The sequence below is a fragment of the Streptomyces beijiangensis genome, assembly GCF_017315755.1.
Lineage (GTDB): Bacteria > Actinomycetota > Actinomycetes > Streptomycetales > Streptomycetaceae > Streptomyces > Streptomyces beijiangensis.
In genome coordinates this window covers 19,725-37,007 of sequence record NZ_JAFLRJ010000331.1, presented here as the reverse complement: position 1 = coordinate 37,007, position 17,283 = coordinate 19,725, and the positions used below count along the sequence as shown (strand labels likewise).

The 17,283-nt window shown below is 70.2% G+C and carries 15 protein-coding genes, 3 tRNA genes and 1 pseudogene; 11 read left to right on the top strand and 8 right to left on the bottom strand.

Going from position 1 to position 17,283, the window contains the following annotated elements; all coding sequences use genetic code 11:
- Positions 1 to 86: 86 nt before the first annotated feature.
- The 3 genes and pseudogenes from J0695_RS45495 to J0695_RS29395 all read left to right on the top strand — a co-directional run.
- Positions 87 to 296, top strand: a pseudogene (locus J0695_RS45495) (MFS transporter); the annotation flags it as partial.
- Between the two features lie 268 nt (positions 297 to 564).
- Positions 565 to 900 (top strand): MFS transporter, encoded by a 336-nt coding sequence (locus J0695_RS45490; RefSeq protein WP_307798803.1) that lies wholly within the window; start codon positions 565 to 567, stop codon positions 898 to 900.
- Between the two features lie 84 nt (positions 901 to 984).
- The gene (locus J0695_RS29395; RefSeq protein WP_206967069.1) at positions 985 to 1,338 is read left to right on the top strand and encodes a DUF805 domain-containing protein; all 354 of its coding nucleotides are present in this window, start codon (positions 985 to 987) and stop codon (positions 1,336 to 1,338) included.
- Positions 1,339 to 1,424: 86 nt separating this feature from the next.
- Here J0695_RS29395 and purL read toward each other — a convergent pair whose 3' ends face one another.
- Genes purL through purS form a run of 3 tightly spaced genes read right to left on the bottom strand, consistent with a single transcriptional unit; the run spans position 1,425 to position 4,611 of the window.
- Positions 1,425 to 3,674, bottom strand: coding sequence for a phosphoribosylformylglycinamidine synthase subunit PurL (gene purL, locus J0695_RS29390; protein WP_206967067.1), 2,250 nt, complete (start codon positions 3,672 to 3,674; stop codon positions 1,425 to 1,427).
- Positions 3,674 to 4,354, bottom strand: coding sequence for a phosphoribosylformylglycinamidine synthase subunit PurQ (gene purQ / locus J0695_RS29385; protein ID WP_206967065.1), 681 nt, complete (start codon positions 4,352 to 4,354; stop codon positions 3,674 to 3,676). The genes purL and purQ overlap by 1 nt, the downstream gene beginning before the upstream one ends.
- Positions 4,351 to 4,611 (bottom strand): phosphoribosylformylglycinamidine synthase subunit PurS, encoded by a 261-nt coding sequence (purS, locus tag J0695_RS29380; RefSeq protein WP_206967063.1) that lies wholly within the window; start codon positions 4,609 to 4,611, stop codon positions 4,351 to 4,353. Before purS ends, purQ begins: the two co-directional genes overlap by 4 nt.
- Before the next feature lie 302 nt (positions 4,612 to 4,913).
- On the opposite strand from purS, the gene J0695_RS29375 reads away from it, so the two are divergent.
- From J0695_RS29375 to J0695_RS29340, 8 genes are all read left to right on the top strand, one after another.
- The gene (locus J0695_RS29375) at positions 4,914 to 5,231 is read left to right on the top strand and encodes a histone-like nucleoid-structuring protein Lsr2 (RefSeq protein ID WP_206967061.1); all 318 of its coding nucleotides are present in this window, start codon (positions 4,914 to 4,916) and stop codon (positions 5,229 to 5,231) included.
- A gap of 113 nt (positions 5,232 to 5,344) precedes the next feature.
- Positions 5,345 to 5,416, top strand: a tRNA-Gly gene (locus J0695_RS29370).
- A 44-nt stretch (positions 5,417 to 5,460) separates the two neighbouring features.
- Positions 5,461 to 5,536: transfer RNA gene (locus J0695_RS29365), tRNA-Gly, on the top strand.
- A gap of 104 nt (positions 5,537 to 5,640) precedes the next feature.
- Positions 5,641 to 6,570: an ABC transporter ATP-binding protein gene (locus tag J0695_RS29360; RefSeq protein WP_206967059.1), complete on the top strand. Its 930-nt coding sequence runs from the start codon at positions 5,641 to 5,643 to the stop codon at positions 6,568 to 6,570.
- Positions 6,567 to 7,334, top strand: coding sequence for an ABC transporter permease (locus tag J0695_RS29355; RefSeq protein WP_206967057.1), 768 nt, complete (start codon positions 6,567 to 6,569; stop codon positions 7,332 to 7,334). The genes J0695_RS29360 and J0695_RS29355 overlap by 4 nt, the downstream gene beginning before the upstream one ends.
- Before the next feature lie 27 nt (positions 7,335 to 7,361).
- Positions 7,362 to 8,654 (top strand): sensor histidine kinase, encoded by a 1,293-nt coding sequence (locus J0695_RS29350; RefSeq protein WP_206967055.1) that lies wholly within the window; start codon positions 7,362 to 7,364, stop codon positions 8,652 to 8,654.
- Entirely contained in the window at positions 8,651 to 9,262 is a 612-nt protein-coding gene (locus J0695_RS29345) for a response regulator transcription factor (RefSeq protein WP_206967052.1), read from the top strand. The genes J0695_RS29350 and J0695_RS29345 overlap by 4 nt, the downstream gene beginning before the upstream one ends.
- 23 nt (positions 9,263 to 9,285) lie before the next feature.
- A tRNA-Gly gene (locus J0695_RS29340) sits at positions 9,286 to 9,358 on the top strand.
- Positions 9,359 to 9,404: 46 nt separating this feature from the next.
- Here the strand turns inward: J0695_RS29340 and J0695_RS29335 are convergent.
- The 5 genes from J0695_RS29335 to J0695_RS29315 form a co-directional block, all read right to left on the bottom strand.
- Positions 9,405 to 10,304: a phosphoribosylaminoimidazolesuccinocarboxamide synthase gene (locus J0695_RS29335; protein WP_206967050.1), complete on the bottom strand. Its 900-nt coding sequence runs from the start codon at positions 10,302 to 10,304 to the stop codon at positions 9,405 to 9,407.
- 70 nt (positions 10,305 to 10,374) lie between these two features.
- On the bottom strand, positions 10,375 to 11,835 hold the full coding sequence (locus J0695_RS29330) for a N,N-dimethylformamidase beta subunit family domain-containing protein (RefSeq protein WP_206967048.1): 1,461 nt from the start codon (positions 11,833 to 11,835) through the stop codon (positions 10,375 to 10,377).
- 161 nt (positions 11,836 to 11,996) lie between these two features.
- Complete coding sequence (locus J0695_RS29325) at positions 11,997 to 13,616, bottom strand: M48 family metalloprotease (protein WP_206967046.1); 1,620 nt, start codon at positions 13,614 to 13,616, stop codon at positions 11,997 to 11,999.
- Positions 13,617 to 13,811: 195 nt separating this feature from the next.
- Positions 13,812 to 15,068 (bottom strand): phosphoribosylamine--glycine ligase, encoded by a 1,257-nt coding sequence (gene purD / locus J0695_RS29320; protein WP_206967044.1) that lies wholly within the window; start codon positions 15,066 to 15,068, stop codon positions 13,812 to 13,814.
- A 58-nt stretch (positions 15,069 to 15,126) separates the two neighbouring features.
- Positions 15,127 to 17,253, bottom strand: coding sequence for a DNA polymerase III subunit gamma and tau (locus J0695_RS29315; RefSeq protein ID WP_206967042.1), 2,127 nt, complete (start codon positions 17,251 to 17,253; stop codon positions 15,127 to 15,129).
- Positions 17,254 to 17,283 lie beyond the last annotated feature (30 nt).

Genomic DNA, 17,283 nt, shown 5'->3' with positions numbered 1-17,283 from the left:
GGTCTTGGTGGGGTCGTAGCGGCGTTGGCGGGTCCTGACGCGGGCGGCATGGGGTCAGCGTAGGGGGCGGCGGGGCCGTTGAGATCATGTCGGCGGCCACCGTCCCGATCGTGCGGGACCTCGACCCGGCCCACGGCATCGACAAGATCCCCTGGCTGGTCAGCGCCTACGCCCTCGCCTCCGCCGCGATGCTCCCCCTCTACGGAAAGCTCTGCGCCGTCATCGGCGCCAGACGCATCCGGCTCGGCGCCGTCGCCACCTTCCTCCTGGGCTCCGTGCTCTGCGGCGCCGCGCAGTCCATGACCGAGCTCATCGCGGCCCGTGCCCTGCAGGGCGTCGGGGGCGGCGGTATGGCGGTCGGCCCCTGGACAGGCGGGCTCCTCTCCGACCACGCCAACTGGCGCTGGATCTTCCACGTCAACCTGCCCGTTCGCCGTCAGCGGCTCGGCGATCAGCGCACTGGTCCTGGCGCTCCTGAGCACGCTCACGCCCGACACCTCACTCCGGCTGATCCGCGCCGACCCTCTCCTGCTCGGCGTCGCTTTCGGCCAACTGGTGTGCCAGGTGATCCAGTTGGTCCAGCAGACCGCACCGCGTCACCAGTTGGGTGTGGCCACCACGTCCATCCGGTTCTTCCAGACCCTCGGCAACGCGCTCGGCACCGCCCTTTTCGGAACGCCCCTCAGCCGCCTTTACGAGGCCAACGGACCCGGCTCAACTACCAGCGCCATTGGCGGACTTACGGGTTCGGCACACGCGCGGGCGACCGTCGCCTTCACCGATTCGATGAGCGTCGTGTTCCGGTGCGCGGCCGGACTGATGGCCGTCGCGTCGGCACTCGCGCTGCGGCTTCCCACCTCGGCGAGTCCGCTCAACAGCCCTATTCCCGTTACGGCTTGACCCCATCCCCACGGGCCCCATAGGTTCTGCCTCCCTGGCCTGAACTATTCGAACAGGCCGCACAGCTTTCCTTGGGGGGACCAAGTGAATACCTACGTAACAGTGCTCAAGAAGTACGCGACATTCAGCGGGCGGGCACGCCGCCAGGAGTACTGGATGTTCTCGCTGATCCACTTCGTGATCATCGTCATCCTGTCGATCATCGGGTTCAGCGCGGACATCGCCTGGCTGGCCGGCCTCTACAGCCTGGCCGTCCTCCTGCCTGCCCTGGCCGTCACGGCCCGCCGACTGCACGACACGGACCGGTCCGGCTGGTTGATCCTCATCGGAATCATCCCGCTGGTGGGCGCGATCATCCTGATCGTCTTCCTCGCGACCGAGGGCAAGCCGGAGGCCAACCCCCACGGCCCCAACCCGAAGCTGGCTCCGGCCTTCTGACGTAGCGTCATCGCATGAGAAGGGCCGGTGGCCGGGGATCGCTCCCCGGCCACCGGCCCTTCTGCCGTGCTGTGTACGTCAGATCCTCAGGCCAGCAGGGCCGGGATCGTCGCCTCGTGCGCCTCGCGCAGCTCGGCGAGCGGCAGGCTGAACTCGCCCTGGATCTCGATCTCTTCGCCGTCGACGACACCGATGCGGGTGACCGGGAGGCCCCGGGCGCCGCACATGTCGTTGAAGCGGAGCTCCTCGGAGCGCGGGATCGAGACGATCGCACGGCCCGCGGACTCGGAGAAGAGGAAGGTGAAGGCGTCCAGGCCGTCGGGGACGACGACGCGTGCACCGCGACCGCCCCGCAGACAGGACTCGGTCAGCGCCTGGATCAGGCCACCGTCGGAGAGGTCGTGCGCCGCGTCGATCATGCCGTCGCGCGACGCCGAGATCAGGATCTCGGCCAGGAGCTTCTCGCGGGGCAGGTCCACCTTGGGCGGCAGACCGCCGAGGTGGCCGTGGACGACCTCGGACCAGGCCGATCCGCCGAGCTCCTCGCGGGTGTCGCCGAGGAGGTACAGCAGCTGGCCCTCCTCCGAGAACGCCATCGGCGTACGGCGGTTGACGTCGTCGATCACGCCGAGCACCGCGACCACGGGGGTCGGGTGGATGGCGACATCGCCCGTCTGGTTGTAGAGCGAGACGTTGCCGCCGGTGACCGGGGTGCCCAGCTCCAGGCAGCCGTCCGCGAGACCGCGGGTGGCCTCGGCGAACTGCCACATGACGTCCGGGTCCTCGGGGGAACCGAAGTTGAGGCAGTCGGAGATGGCGAGGGGCTTGGCGCCGGTGGTGGCGACATTGCGGTACGCCTCCGCCAGCGCCAGCTGCGCGCCCGTGTACGGGTCGAGCTTGGCGAAGCGGCCGTTGCCGTCGGTCGCCATCGTCACGCCGAGGTTGGACTCCGCGTCGATACGGACCATGCCGGCGTCCTCGGGCATCGCGAGCACCGTGTTGCCCTGCACGAAGCGGTCGTACTGGTCGGTGATCCAGGACTTCGACGCCTGGTTCGGCGAGGAGACGAGTGCCAGGACCTGCGCGCGCAGTTCGGCCGAATCGGCCGGGCGGGCAAGGTTGTTGGCGTCGTCGGCCTGGAGCGCGTCCTGCCAGGACGGGCGGGCGTACGGGCGGTTGTAGGTCGGGCCCTCGTGGGCCACGGACCGCGGCGGTACGTCCACGATCTGCTCGCCGTGCCAGAAGATCTCCAGCTGCGAGCCCTCGGTGACCTCACCGATGACCGTGGCGATGACGTCCCACTTCTCGCAGATCTCCAGGAAGCGGTCCACATACTGCGGCTCGACGATCGCGCACATGCGCTCCTGCGACTCGCTCATGAGGATTTCCTCGGGCGAGAGCGTCGCGTCGCGCAGGTGGACGGTGTCCAGTTCCACGCGCATGCCGCCGGAGCCGGCCGAGGCCAACTCGCTGGTGGCGCAGGAGAGTCCGGCGCCGCCGAGGTCCTGGATGCCCGCGACGAGCTTCTCGCTGAAGATCTCCAGCGTGCACTCGATGAGGAGCTTCTCCTGGAAGGGGTCGCCGACCTGCACCGCGGGGCGCTTGGTGGGCTTGGAGTCGTCGAAGGTCTCGGACGCGAGGACCGAGACACCGCCGATGCCGTCGCCGCCGGTACGGGCTCCGTACAGGATGACCTTGTTGCCGGTGCCGGACGCCTTCGCGAGGTGGATGTCCTCGTGCTTCATCACGCCGATGCAGCCGGCGTTGACGAGCGGGTTGCCCTGGTAGCAGGCGTCGAAGACGACCTCGCCGCCGATGTTCGGCAGCCCCAGGCAGTTGCCGTAACCGCCGATGCCCGCGACGACGCCCGGCAGGACGCGCTTGGTGTCGGGGTGGTCGGCCGCACCGAAGCGGAGCGGGTCGACGACGGCGATCGGGCGGGCGCCCATGGCGAGGATGTCGCGGACGATGCCGCCGACGCCGGTGGCCGCGCCCTGGTAGGGCTCGATGTACGAGGGGTGGTTGTGCGACTCGACCTTGAAGGTGACCGCGTAACCCTGGCCGATGTCGACGACGCCGGCGTTCTCGCCGATGCCGACGAGCATGGCGTCGTTCGGCGGGACCTTCTCGCTGAACTGCTTCAGGTGGACCTTGCTGCTCTTGTACGAGCAGTGCTCGGACCACATGACCGAGTACATGGCGAGCTCGGCGCCGGTCGGGCGGCGGCCGAGGATCTCCCGGATGCGCGCGTACTCGTCCTCCTTGAGGCCGAGTTCCTTCCAGGGCTGCTCGACCTCGGGGGTTCCGGCAGCGTGCTTGACGGTGTCGAGAGTCATCAGGCGTTGACCAGCTTCTTCAGGATCGACGTGAAGAATCCGAGGCCGTCGGTACGGCCCGTACCGATCAGCGGCTCCACGGCGTGCTCGGGGTGCGGCATCAGGCCGACGACGTTCCCTGCGGCATTGGTGATGCCCGCGATGTCGCGGAGCGAGCCGTTGGGGTTCGTGTCCAGGTAGCGGAAGGCGACACGGCCCTCCGCCTCCAGCTCGTCGAGCGTGTGCTCGTCGGCGACGTAACGGCCGTCCATGTTCTTGAGCGGTACGGAGATCTCCTGGCCGCTCGCGTAGTCGGACGTCCAGGCCGTCTCCGCGTTCTCCACCTTGAGCTTCTGGTCACGGCAGATGAAGTGCAGATGGTTGTTCCGCAGCATCGCGCCGGGCAGCAGGTGGGCCTCGGTCAGGATCTGGAAGCCGTTGCAGATACCGAGGACGGGCATGCCCGCCTTCGCCTGCTCGATGATCGTCTCCATGACCGGCGAGAAGCGGGAGATGGCCCCGGCGCGCAGGTAGTCGCCGTAGGAGAAACCTCCCGCGAGGACCACGGCGTCGACCTGGTGCAGGTCCTTGTCGCGGTGCCAGAGCGAGACCGGCTCGGCCCCGGCGATCCGGACCGCGCGAAGGCTGTCCTGGTCGTCGAGGGTGCCGGGGAAGGTGACGACTCCGATGCGAGCGGTCACTTCCCGGCCTCCTGGGACTCCACCTTCACGGTGAAGTCCTCGATGACGGTGTTGGCGAGGAAGGTCTCGGCCAGCTCGTTGATGCGGGCGAGGGCCGCGTCATCGACGGGCTCCTCGACCTCGAGCTCGAAACGCTTTCCCTGACGTACGTCGGTGATCCCCTTGAAGCCCAGACGGGGCAGTGCGCGCTGCACCGCCTGTCCCTGCGGGTCGAGGATCTCCGGCTTGAGCATGACGTCGACTACGACGCGTGCCACGGGCACTCCCGGTGGTGGTGTGGTGCGAAGGCGGTTCCTTCACAGTACCCGCCAAAAAAATCTACGCGGGTAGATATCGATGGCGTACGATCACGCCGAGATATCGGCGGGGACAACGCAGGGGAAAAATCCTCGAAAAAAACGGGCGCTGCGATTGCGCAATGACACGCGCATGTAATTGGCTGGGCTTCACAATGCGGCGCCTTCCACTGTACAAAGGAAATCGCGTAGCTCAGAATCAGCCGAGAGGCCGCCATCTCCGCACGTCAGAGCGGTGAGGGCGTAAGAAAGGACCGATATCCGTGGCGCAGCGAGTAGTAGTCAGTCTCTCCGACGACATCGACGGCGGAACGGCAACGGAAACGGTCATCTTCGGCCTCGACGGGAAGCTGTACGAGATCGACCTGAATACGGCCAATGCAAAGAAACTGCGCAAGGTCCTGACGCCGTACGTCGAGGCGGGCAGGAAGCAGTCCAAGTCGGGGAAGGCCTACCGGCACACGCAGGTCACACCCGACCCGGCGGCCGTCCGGGCCTGGGCCAGGTCCAACAAGATGGACGTCCCGGCCCGCGGCCGTATCCCCAAGAAGGTCTACGAGGCGTTCAACGAGGCAGGCTGACCGCCGGCCGATCTCCCGCTCCGGGGAACCGACTTGCACCGACCCCCAGGGGTTCGGCTAGAGTCTGGAGCACGCCGAGGGGCGAGGCCGCAAGGCACCGCCTCACGCAGCGTGCGGGTGTAGTTCAGTAGTAGAACATCCCCCTTCCAGGGGGAAGGCGCAGTGTGCAATTCCTGTCACCCGCTCTGCATCAGGTACAGTGGTCTCCGCACCACGCGCCTGGCGCAATGCGAACGTAGCTCAGCTGGTAGAGCGCAACCTTGCCAAGGTTGAGGTCGCGAGTTCGAACCTCGTCGTTCGCTCCATGAAGAGAAAGCCCCGGTCCATCGGACCGGGGCTTTCTCGTGCTCCCCGGTGTTGATGACATTTGTCATCGGATGCGGTCCTGGTCCGGCGGGATTCTGAATGCATGACAGATACAGCTGTGATCGAGGTCGAGGATCTGCGGCGCTCGTACGCCGGGGGGTTCGAGGCCGTCTCAGGGATCTCTTTCTCCGTCGCGGCCGGCGAGCTCTTCGCCCTGCTGGGGACCAACGGGGCGGGCAAGACGTCCACCGTGGAGGTGCTCGAAGGCCTGGAGCGGCCGACCGCGGGACGGGTGCGGGTGCTCGGACACGATCCGTACCGGGAGCGGGGTGTGGTGCGGCCCCGTATCGGCGTCATGCTCCAGGAGGGCGGATTCGCCGGGGAGTTGACGGCCGCCGAGACCGTACGGATGTGGGCCGGATGCACGACCGGGGCTCGTCCGGTCGGCGAGGCGCTGGAGATGGTGGGGCTCGGGCGGCGGCGTGACGTACGGGTGAAACAGCTGTCGGGGGGCGAGAAGCGGCGGCTTGATCTGGCGATGGCGCTGCTGGGGCGGCCCGAGGTGCTGTTCCTCGACGAGCCGACGACGGGGCTCGACGCCGAAGGGCGCCGGGAGACCTGGGAGTTGGTACGGGGGCTGCGCGACACGGGGACGACCGTGGTGCTGACCACGCACTATCTGGAGGAGGCGGAGGAGCTGGCCGACCGTCTTGCGATCCTCCACGAGGGGCGCATCGCGGCCGGCGGGCGGGTGGCGGACGTGGTGTCCGCGCAGCCCTCGCACATCTCCTTCGAGCTGCCCGACGGCTATCTCGTCGGGGATCTTCCGCCGCTCGCGGCGCTCGGGGTCAGCAGCCACGAGACGGCCGGGCGCACCGTACGGCTGCGGACGCCTGAGCTGCAGCGGGCCGCCACCGGGCTGCTGGTGTGGGCGCGGGAGAACCGGGTCGAGCTGCGGGGGCTCGATGTGCGGTCGGCGTCCCTGGAAGAGGCGTTCATGCAGATCGCACGGGAGCAGGAGGCGACGCGATGAGCACCGTACCGACGGCCAGGCTGGGGGCGCTCGCCCGTGCCGAGCTGACCCTGATGGGGCGCAACAAGGCCACGCTCTTCACCGCGCTGGCGCTGCCCACCATGCTCACCGTCTCCATGTACTCGGTGGTGAAGGACATGGACCTCGCGGACACCGGGCTGACGGTGGGATCCGTGCTGCTGCCGGGGGCCCTGGGGTATGTGCTGCTGTTCGCCGTGTACTCGACGCTGGTCGGGGTCTTTGTCGTACGGCGTGAAGGGCTGGTCCTGAAGCGGCTGCGCACCGGGGAGCTGCGGGACCAGGAGATTCTGGCGGGGGCGTCCTTCCCGACCGTGGCCATGGGAGTGGTGCAGTGCGTGCTGATCGCGGTGGGCGGGTCCCTCGCCATGGGGGTCGCGGCGCCGCGGGCCTGGTGGCTGGTGTTCGTGGGGCTGGTGATCGGGATGGTGCTGATGTGTGCGCTGGCCGCGGCCACGGCGGCCGTCACCCGGTCCGCGGAGGGCGCGCAGATCACGATCGCGCCGGTGCTGCTGCTGTCGATGGCCGGGTCGGGTCTGGTCGTACCGCTCGATGTGCTGCCCGACCGGCTCGCCGCTTTCTGTGAGCTGCTGCCGCTGACGCCGGTGGTCGGGATGATCAGGTCCGGCTGGACGGGCGGGGTGGACGGGTACGAGACGCTGGGGCAGGTCGCGACGGCGGTGGCCTGGACGGTGATCGCCGTGTTTGCTGTGCGGAAGTGGTTCCGGTGGGAGCCGCGGCGCTGAGAGGGGCGGGGTCTCGTGGACGGATTGATGCGCAGGTGGCGGGGGCGTGGCGACTTCGCGAAGGTCGACTTCTACACGCGCGGGACGTTCTACTTCCTGCTCTGGACGATGGTCGCCTCCCAGGTGGCGTTCTCGGTGACCAGGCCGGTCCGGAACTCCGGTGCGCCCGCCGCGCTGATCGCCGCCTCGTGTCTCCTCGCGGTGGCCCAGGGGGTGGCCGTGACCGGGCTGGTCTCGCGGTGGATCGATGTCTATCTGGGCAAGGCGCAGTTGGGGTGGCGGCCGGTCGCCCTGGGGGCGGGGCTGATGGTGGCGGACGTCACGGTCTCCGTGGCGCTGTGGTCGGTGGTGGGGCTGCGCGAGGAGCCGGTGGGGACATCGGCCCTGGCAGCGGCGGCTGCCCCGTTCCTGATGGCGCACTGTCTGGTCGTACGCAAGCGGGTGTCGGTGGCGGTCCAGGCGGGCGCGCTGGCCCTGGTCTGCGGGGCGGTCGCGCTGACCGGCGAGGACGCGGGGATGGTGTGGGCGTGCGCGATCTCCGTGGTCGGGCTCTGCGGGTGGTTCGCCGTCACGGTGCGCTGCTCGGCCTGGCACCTGGGGGTCATGTGGAAGATCGACCAGGCCAGGGACGTACAGGCGCGGCTCGCGGTCGCCGAGGAGCGGCTGCGGTTCGGACGGGATCTGCACGATGTGATGGGGCGGAACCTGGCCGTGATCGCGCTGAAGAGCGAGCTGGCGGTGCAGTTGGCCCGGCGCGGGCGGGCGGAGGCTTCCGTGGAACAGATGGTGGAGGTGCAGCGGCTCGCGCAGGAGTCCCAGCGGGAGGTGCGGGATGTGGTGCGCGGGTACCGGGAGGCGGACCTGAGGGTCGAACTGGCCGGTGCGCAGGGGGTGTTGGAGGCGGCGGGGATCGTGTGCACCGTCTCCGGGGACGTGGCGGAGCTGCCGGTCGCCGTGCAGTCGGCGCTGGGGTGGGTCGTACGGGAGGCGGCGACCAATGTGCTGCGGCACGGGGACGCTGGGCGCTGTGCGATCGGGGTGGATGTGGTGGGGTCCGCGGTCACGCTGACTGTCGAGAACGACGGGGCTTGTGCAGATCCGGGCGGCTCGGGCTCGGGGCTTGCCGGGCTGCGGGAGCGGTTGGCGGTGCTGGAGGGGACGCTGGAGGCGGGGGCGTTGGACGGGGGTCGGTTCCTGCTGACGGCCCGGGTGCCGGTGGAGGTGAGCCAGACCAAGCCCCTCCGGCGATTGAGGAGCGGGGTCCGGGGCGGAGCCCCGCGCAACCGAACCCGCACCAAGTTTGCCGGGGGCGCCTCGTGAAGGCTGTGCGCTTGTTGTTGGCTGATGACGAGCATCTGATCCGGGGGGCTCTCGCCGCGCTGCTGGGGCTCGAAGAGGATCTGGTCGTGGTCGCCGAGGCCGCCTCCGGGCCCGAGGCGCTCGCCATGGCGCGGGCCCACCGGCCCGATGTGGCCGTCCTCGATCTGCAGATGCCCGGGGCGGACGGTGTGAGTGTGGCCACATCTCTGCGGAGCGAGCTGCCGGAGTGCCGGACCATGATCGTGACCAGCCACGCCCGTCCCGGGCATCTGAAGCGGGCGCTCGCGGCGGGGGTGCGCGGGTTCGTACCGAAGACCGTGAGTGCGCAGCGGCTGGCCGAGATCATCAGGACCGTGCACGGCGGCGGACGTTATGTGGACCCGGAGTTGGCGGCCGACGCGATCTCGGCGGGGGACTCGCCGCTGACCGCGCGGGAGGCCGAGGTGCTCGATCTGGCGGCGGACGGGGCGCCGGTCGCGGAGATCGCGGAGCGGGCCTCGCTGTCGCAGGGCACCGTACGGAATTATCTGTCGTCGGCCGCATCCAAACTGGGGGCGGAAAACCGTCACGCCGCGGTGCGTCTCGCACGTGCCCGGGGTTGGGTATAGTTGGCGTCGCGCTTCGGCGCAGTGCGAACGTAGCTCAGCTGGTAGAGCGCAACCTTGCCAAGGTTGAGGTCGCGAGTTCGAACCTCGTCGTTCGCTCCGTACGAAAGAAGCCCCGGTCCATCGGACCGGGGCTTCTTCGCTGTCATGACCAGGTGTTGCCGGTCAGGAGTTCGTACGCCTCCAGGTACTTGGCCCGGGTCGCGTCGACGATCTCCTGCGGAAGCGCGGGGGGCGGCTGCTCGCTCCTGCGGTCCCAGCCGGAGGCGGGGGACGTCAGCCAGTCGCGTACGTACTGCTTGTCGTAGCTCGGCTGGGCGCGGCCCGGCTCCCAGGTGGCGGCCGGCCAGAAACGCGAGGAGTCGGGGGTCAGCACCTCGTCCGCGATGACCAGTTGGTCGCCATCGAAGCCGAACTCGAACTTGGTGTCGGCGAGGATGATGCCCCGGTCGCGGGCGATGTCACGGGCCCGGCCGTAGACCGCGAGGGTCGCCTGGCGGAGCTGGGTCGCGGTCTCCGCGCCCACCTCGCGTGCGACCTCTTCGTAACTCACGTTCTCGTCGTGGTCGCCGACCGCGGCCTTGGTCGCGGGCGTGAAGATCGGCGCCGGGAGCTCCGAGCCGTCCGAGAGGCCCTCGGGGAGCGCGAGTCCGCAGACGGTACGGGACTCGTTGTACTCCAGGAGGCCTGAGCCCGTGAGATAGCCGCGGGCCACGCACTCGACCGGGACCATCTTCAGGGACTTGCAGACCAGCGTGCGGCCCTCCCAGTCGGCGGGGGCGCCTGCGGGGACGTCGGTGGAGAGGACGTGGTGCGGGACCAGGTCCGCGAGGCGGTCGAACCACCAGAGGGAGAGCTGGGTGAGCACTCTGCCCTTGTCGGGGATCTCCGTGGGCAGCACCCAGTCGTACGCGGAGATGCGGTCGCTGGCGACCATCACGAGGTCGCCTGCCTCGTTCTGGTACAGCTCGCGCACCTTGCCGGTGTGGAGGTGCACCAGGCCGGGAACCTGGAGCGGCTCGGGCTTTTCTACGAATCCGGACACGGTACCTCCCGTGGTTCTGTCCAAGTCGGTGTCGATTCTCCCGCATCGGGGACGAACCGTTGGCCACAGGTCAGTCGCGCTTGCAGATCCGGTCGAGGAGATTGGCCGTGGCCCGCTGGATCCTGGGGTCGACATGACCTGGGCGGTCCAGCGCCGGTGACCAGGCGAAGGATCCTGAGGCGAAGACGAGGGCGCCCGAGGGAGCGCGGTAGAGCGAGGTCTCCTGGTGGCGTCTCGCGCCCTCGCTGTCCCGGTACGGGGAGTGGGCGAGGAGGATCCGGCCGTCGTGCGCGGGGAGCGCGGTGCGCGGGTAGTAGCGGTCGGCCTCGCCCGCCACCAGACCCTCGATCTCGTCGCCCTCGGCGGCGCCGGTCGCGTCCCAGAGCCAGTGGTCGGCGTTGCGGACGACCAGGGGGTGCGGCTCGGGGACCCTCCCCGCGTACTGGATGCCGAGGAGCTGCTGCTCGGGGCGGTCGATGTCCCGCCAGAGCGCGGACTTTCCGGGCCCCCGGCGCTTGTGGCAGGTCAGCAGGCGATCGGCGACGCCGGAGGGGGACGGGGCAAGGTCGACCTGCCAGTACATGGTGTTGGCGGACAGGAAGACCAGCGAGGTGCCGTGGTCGCGCGCGAGTTCGGTGGTGCGCCGCATGGGGGCGGACCAGTACTCGTCGTGACCGGGGAAGACCAGGCCGCGGTAGCGCGTGGGGTCGATCCGGCCGGCGTGCAGGTCGCGGGCGTCGGCGTAGGCCAGGTCGTAGCCGTACCGCTCGGCCCAGCGGATGAAGTCGTAGGCGTGACCGACGTGCAGGGGCAGGCCCGCGCCGGCGTACGGGCGGTCGAAGGAGACCGTGGTCGCCGCGTCCTCCTCGCCGAGGAGCAGGCCCTGCTCGTCCCAGGCGTGGTAGAGGCTGGCGCCGGTGTGGCCGTCCTCGGGGTAGAGGTTGTACGCCTGCCAGGTCACGTCGGGGAGCAGCAGGAGAAGGTCGGCGGGGTGGCTGTCACGCACCGTGAAGGGGATGTGGGAGCGGTAGCCGTCGACGGTGGTGAGGACGGCGACGTACGCGCCGATCGACCAGTACGAGGGGATCTGCAGCCGCCAGGAGAGCCACCAGTGGTGGCAGGAGACCGTGCGGTCGGCGGCCAGTGGGGGCGGCTGGACGATGCCGGAGAGGCGCGGGCTGGTGGTGATCTTGGCCGCGCCGTCGCCGCCGTAGTGGCCGATCCGGTAGATGTCGACGGAGAACTGCTGGGGCGGGTCGACGGTGACATGGAAGTCGATGGCCTCGCCGGGGGCTGCGGCGCCGGTCGAGGCGAAGCCTTTGATCTGCTGTTTCACATCGTCGGCGGTACGGGGGCCGCTGGTGCGGCCGCCGGCGGCGTCCGGGTCCAGGTACCAGGGGACGACCTGGCCTGTGTCGTCGAAGTAGTGCTCGCTGCCGCGGAGCCAGGGCAGCGGGCCCTGCCCGAAGGGGTCCGATACGGCATGCGCGAGGGCCCCTGACTCCCAGCGCCGGATCTGCTCCGCCCCCATGCGGTCCCCTCCTTCATGCCCCCGAGTCAACAGTGGTGAGATGCCTGTCAGCTCCTGGCCCCAGCACATCACATAACGCGCGCACTCCGTCACCGTTCGTCGCGAATTGACGTGAGCGGAACGGAACCTTCAAACGGAACCTTCAAAACGCATCCATCTGCTCAGACGAGCCGGACGGGCTTCTCCGCGCGCACGCCGACCGAGGCGAGCCAGCCCTTGAGCGGCTCCGCGTCACCGTCCTCGACCAGGCTCAGCACCCTGCTGCCGAGGTCCATGCGGCGCTCACCGTCGACGAGGAGGGAGGGGCCGTCGAGCCAGTCCAGGCCGGGGGCGGCGCCCGCGGTGTCGACGGCGGCGCAGCAGACCATCGCCGTGACGTGGTCGGCGAGGAGGTCGCGTCCCGTACGCGGCGGCTGGAGCGGGAAGAGCGGGGCGGTCCCGGTGTCCCAGAGGTCGTCCCCGTCGGAGGTCGGGGGGACCGGCTGCGGCGCAGCGGCCTCCTCGCGGGCGACCTCCGCGGTGATGCCGGCGGCCAGCGTCTCGCTGTCGTCGGCGGCGAGGTGGTCCATGACGCGGGCCAGCGTCGGGCCTTCGGGCTCCGCGGGGCGGCGTACTCCGAGGATGTCCAGGACACGGTGCAGCCGGGCGGCCTCGGTGCGCCACTTACGGTCCACGACCTCTTCCGGGTAGCTCTGCCAGTCCACCGGCGACCAGTCGGGACCGGACTCGGCGGGCCCGCCGTGGAAGAGCCTGGCCGCGAGCAGGGAGGTGGCCTCGTCGACGACGCCGGGCTCTTCGAGCAGGTCGCAGGCGGGGCGCTCGCCGAGGCGGGAGGTGAAGCCCTCCGCGAGGCGGTCGCGGCGGGAGAGCTCGGTGAGGGCGGAGACGACACCGGCGTCGAGGCGCGAGGGCCACCGGCCCATCCGCCAGGCGGGCAGCGCGACCCGGGTCAGCAGCCGGTCCCAGCCCGCGTAGGCGAGGCCGACCTGTTCCTGGGCGACGATCCGCAGTCCGTAGTCCACAGCCTGTGCACGGTCCGAGGCGGCGACGGCGACGCCCCGCTCCATCTCGGCGGCGTGGATACGGCAGGCGCGCAGCAGGAGCCTCGACACGATTCCCACCGGTGCGGACACGACCCGGCGCAGTGGGCCCAGGTCCGGCCGGGCTGCCACTGCCACGGCCGCGTCCAGGCCCCGTACGAAACGGCGGGCCGCGGCTATGTCCGGGTGGGCCGAAGGACCGGTCCCCGCCACGACCGGCGCGAGCACCGCCCGCAGCTCGGCCACGCGCATCCACCACAGGAACGGCGAGCCGATGACCAGCACGGGAGCGGCTTCCACCCTGCGCTGCCCAACCCCGGTTATGCCGGGGTGGCTGCGGTCCTCCAGCCAGCTGTCGCAGTCCGGGGTGAGCGCTATCGCGGAGGGCGCGGGCACTCCGAGGCGGTCGGCCAGCTCGCGCACCATGCGGTGCAGATCGGGCGCGGCCGACTCGGTCAGCCCGACGGTGGGGCTGAGGGCCGGCCTGGCCCGTACGATCACGGCCCCGACGACGGTCGCGGCGAGCAGCACGACGACCGCGACGGCCGACACCACCCAGCGCGCGACGTCCCAGCCACCGCCGCCCATGTGCCCGGTGATCCCGCCGGCGATCAGCACGACCGCCGCGGCGGCGGGCAGCAGCGCCACAGCCAGCGCCCTGCTGCGGATGCGCAGCACGGCCAGAGCCCGGGCGCGCGCTCCCTGCGCGCCCCGCTCCTCACTCACACCAGTACCGGACACGGCCGGACGTCACCCCCTCTGCCCTCGCGGCGGCGTTGCTCACTCCCCCACTGTGGCACCCGCCACTGACATCGCAATGCCGGTGGGCCAAGTGCCGGAACGCCTGCGCCGCACACTAGTTGGGCCTGCGGCGAGCGTCATCCGGATGGGTCAGCCGTCACTCGATGGAATGGCTTTGGGCAAAGGTGCTGACGTTCAGGCGGAAGCCTCTGCCGCCTTACGGGCGATGTCCGTACGGTGCTGAGAACCGTCGAGCCGCACCCTGGCCACGGCCGCGTAGGCCCGCTCGCGCGCCTGGGACAGGTCGGCCCCGGTCGCGGTCACCGAAAGCACCCTCCCACCGGCGCTGACCACGGCGTTCCCCTCGGTCCGCGTCCCGGCGTGCAGGACGTACGCATGGGGTGCATCCTTCGCCGCGACGTCGTCGAGGCCGGTGATCGGGTCGCCGGTGCGCGGCGTCTCCGGGTAGTTGTGCGAGGCGATGACGACCGTGACGGCCGCGTCGTCGCGCCAGACGAGCGGGGGCTGGATATCGAGGGTGCCGTTGGCGGCGTTCAGCAGGACACCGGCGAGCGGGGTCCGCAGCCGGGCCAGGACGACCTGGGTCTCCGGGTCGCCGAAGCGGGCGTTGAACTCGATGACCCGTACCCCGCGCGAGGTGATCGCGAGACCGGCGTACAGCAGCCCGGCGAAGGGCGTGCCACGGCGGCGCAGCTCATCGACGGTCGGCTGCAGCACGCTCGCCATGACCTCGTCGACAAGCTTCGGGTCGGCCCACGGCAGCGGGGAGTACGCGCCCATGCCACCGGTGTTGGGGCCCTCGTCGCCGTCGAGCGCGCGCTTGAAGTCCTGCGCGGGCTGCAGCGGGAGGACGGTCACACCGTCGGTGATGGCGAAGAGGGAGACCTCGGGGCCGTCGAGGAACTCCTCGATGACGACGCGGTCGCAGGCCAGCGCGTGGGCGCGGGCGGCGGCGAGGTCGTCGGTGACGACGACACCCTTGCCGGCCGCGAGCCCGTCGTCCTTGACGACATACGGAGCGCCGAAGGCGTCCAGCGCCCCGTCGATCTCCTCGGCCGTGGTGCAGACGTAGGAGCGTGCGGTGGGGACGCCCGCACCCGCCATGACGTCCTTGGCGAAGGCCTTGGAACCTTCCAGCTCCGCCGCCTCACGGCTCGGGCCGAAGCAGGGGATGCCCGCTTCCCGTACCGCGTCGGCCACACCGGCGACCAGCGGGGCCTCGGGCCCGACGATGACGAGCCCGGCCCCCAGCCCGGTCGCGAGCCGGGCGACCGCAGCACCGTCCATCGCATCCACCGGATGCAGTTCGGCAACCTCCGCGATGCCCGCGTTCCCGGGGGCGCAGTGCAGGGAGGTGACGTCGGGGTCGAGCGAGAGAGAGCGGCACAGGGCGTGTTCGCGGGCGCCGCCGCCGATGACAAGGACCTTCACGCCAACAGCCTAGCCGCCGGTGACCTGCCCCTTGTACGGGCAGCCGAACCCCGCCCCCCTACTCGTTCGTATATTCCTCCACGACCGTCGCCCCGAGCTCGCGCACGATCAGGTCGTGGCCGGAGAGCGCGGAGTCGACGAGATCCGGATCGTCCTCCTCCGGGGTGTCGTCCTCGGGCGCGACGGGCGGCGGGGCCATCTCGGCCGGCGGCTCGGGCGCACGGTAGGGCTCGGGCGGAGCCTGCTGCCCGGCGGCCTGGGCCTGCTGCGACTGCTGCTGTACGGGTGCGGGCGCGGCCTGGGGCGGAGCCTGCTGGGGCGCAGGGCGCACCGGCGGGGCGGGCGGTCCCGGGTGGTTGCTGCCGCCCGGCGGCTGCGTACCGCCCGACGGATCGAGGATCGCCTCGACTTTCCACTGCACCTGGAACTGCTCGGACAGCACCTGCTTCAGCACGTCCTCGCTGCCGCTGGTCGCAAAGTTGTCGCGGGCCCCCGCATTCGGGAAGCCGAGCTGCAGGGTGGTCCCGTCGAACCCCGCGACCTGGGCGTTCTGGCTGAGCAGGATCCAGGTGAAGCGCCGCTTGTTCTTCACGGCGTCCAGGATCCCGGGCCACATGTTCCGCACCTGCGCGGCGCCTTGCGCCATGCCGGGCGCGGGTGCGGCGAGGGGCGCCTCGGCCGCTGCGGGGGGCGGTGTGGGCTGCCCCTGCCCTGGAGTGGTGGCCGACGGCCACCCGCCGGGCTGCCGTACGGGAGGAGCCTGGGCAGGAGCGGCGGAACCGGGAGCCGAGGCCCCGGGCCAGGCCCCTGGAGACCGCTGCCCCTCGGCCGCCGGAGCGGGGGCGGGAGCCTGAACAGGAGCAGGAGCAGGAGCAGGGGCAGGGGCCACCGGAACGGGTGCAGAAACAGGAACAGGAACAGCCACAGGAGCAGGAGCAGGAGCAGGAGCAACGGCGGGCGCATGCGCCTCAGGCCCCGGTACGTAACCCATGGCGGGCCCGGGCCCGCCGCCGGCCATGAAGGCGCCACCGGCCCGCTCCAGCCGGTCGAGCCGGGCCTGCATGGACCGCTCGTCGTCAAAGGCGGCAGGCAGCAGCACCCGCGCACAGATCAGCTCCAGCTGCAGCCGGGGCGAGGTGGCCCCGCGCATCTCGGTCAGCCCGCTGTTCACCAGATCAGCGGCCCGACTGAGCTCAGCCGCACCGAAAACGGATGCCTGGGCCTGCATCCGCTCCACAACATCGGCCGGGGCATCGATCAGCCCCTTCTCGCCCGCGTCCGGCACGGCGGCGAGGATCACGAGGTCCCTCAACCGCTCCAGCAGATCAGCGACGAACCGCCGAGGATCGTTCCCACCCTCAATGACCCGGTCCACGACTTCAAAGGCGGCGGCCCCGTCCCCCGAGGCAAAAGCGTCGATGACGGAATCAAGCAGCGTCCCGTCGGTGTACCCCAACAGCGACGTGGCCATGGCGTACGTCACACCATCATCGGCGGCCCCCGCGAGCAGCTGATCCATGACGGACATCGAGTCACGCACGGACCCGGCCCCCGCCCGTACTACAAGGGGAAGCACTCCATCGGCAACGGTCGCACCCTCACGCCCGCAGACTTCTCCGAGGTAGTCGCGCAGCGTCCCCGGCGGCACCAGCCGGAACGGATAGTGGTGCGTACGCGACCGGATTGTCCCAATAACCTTCTCGGGCTCAGTGGTCGCGAAAATAAATTTCAGATGCTCCGGCGGCTCCTCGACCACCTTCAGCAGGGCGTTGAAGCCCGCCGAGGTGACCATGTGCGCCTCATCGATGATGTAGATCTTGTAACGACTTCCGGCCGGCCCGAAGAAGGCCTTCTCCCGCAGATCACGCGCATCGTCCACGCCACCGTGCGAAGCGGCGTCGATCTCGATGACATCGATGGACCCGCGCCCGTTCCTCGCCAGGTCCTGACAGGACTGGCACTCCCCGCAGGGCGTGGGCGTGGGCCCCTGCTCACAGTTGAGACACCGGGCGAGGATCCGCGCACTGGTCGTCTTGCCGCAGCCGCGCGGCCCGCTGAACAGGTACGCGTGATTGACCCGGTTGTTCCGCAGGGCCTGCATCAACGGGGCAGTGACATGCTCCTGCCCGATGACCTCGGCGAAGGACTCGGGGCGGTAGCGGCGGTACAGCGCAAGGGACGACACATATACGAGGCTATCGGGCCGCACTGACAA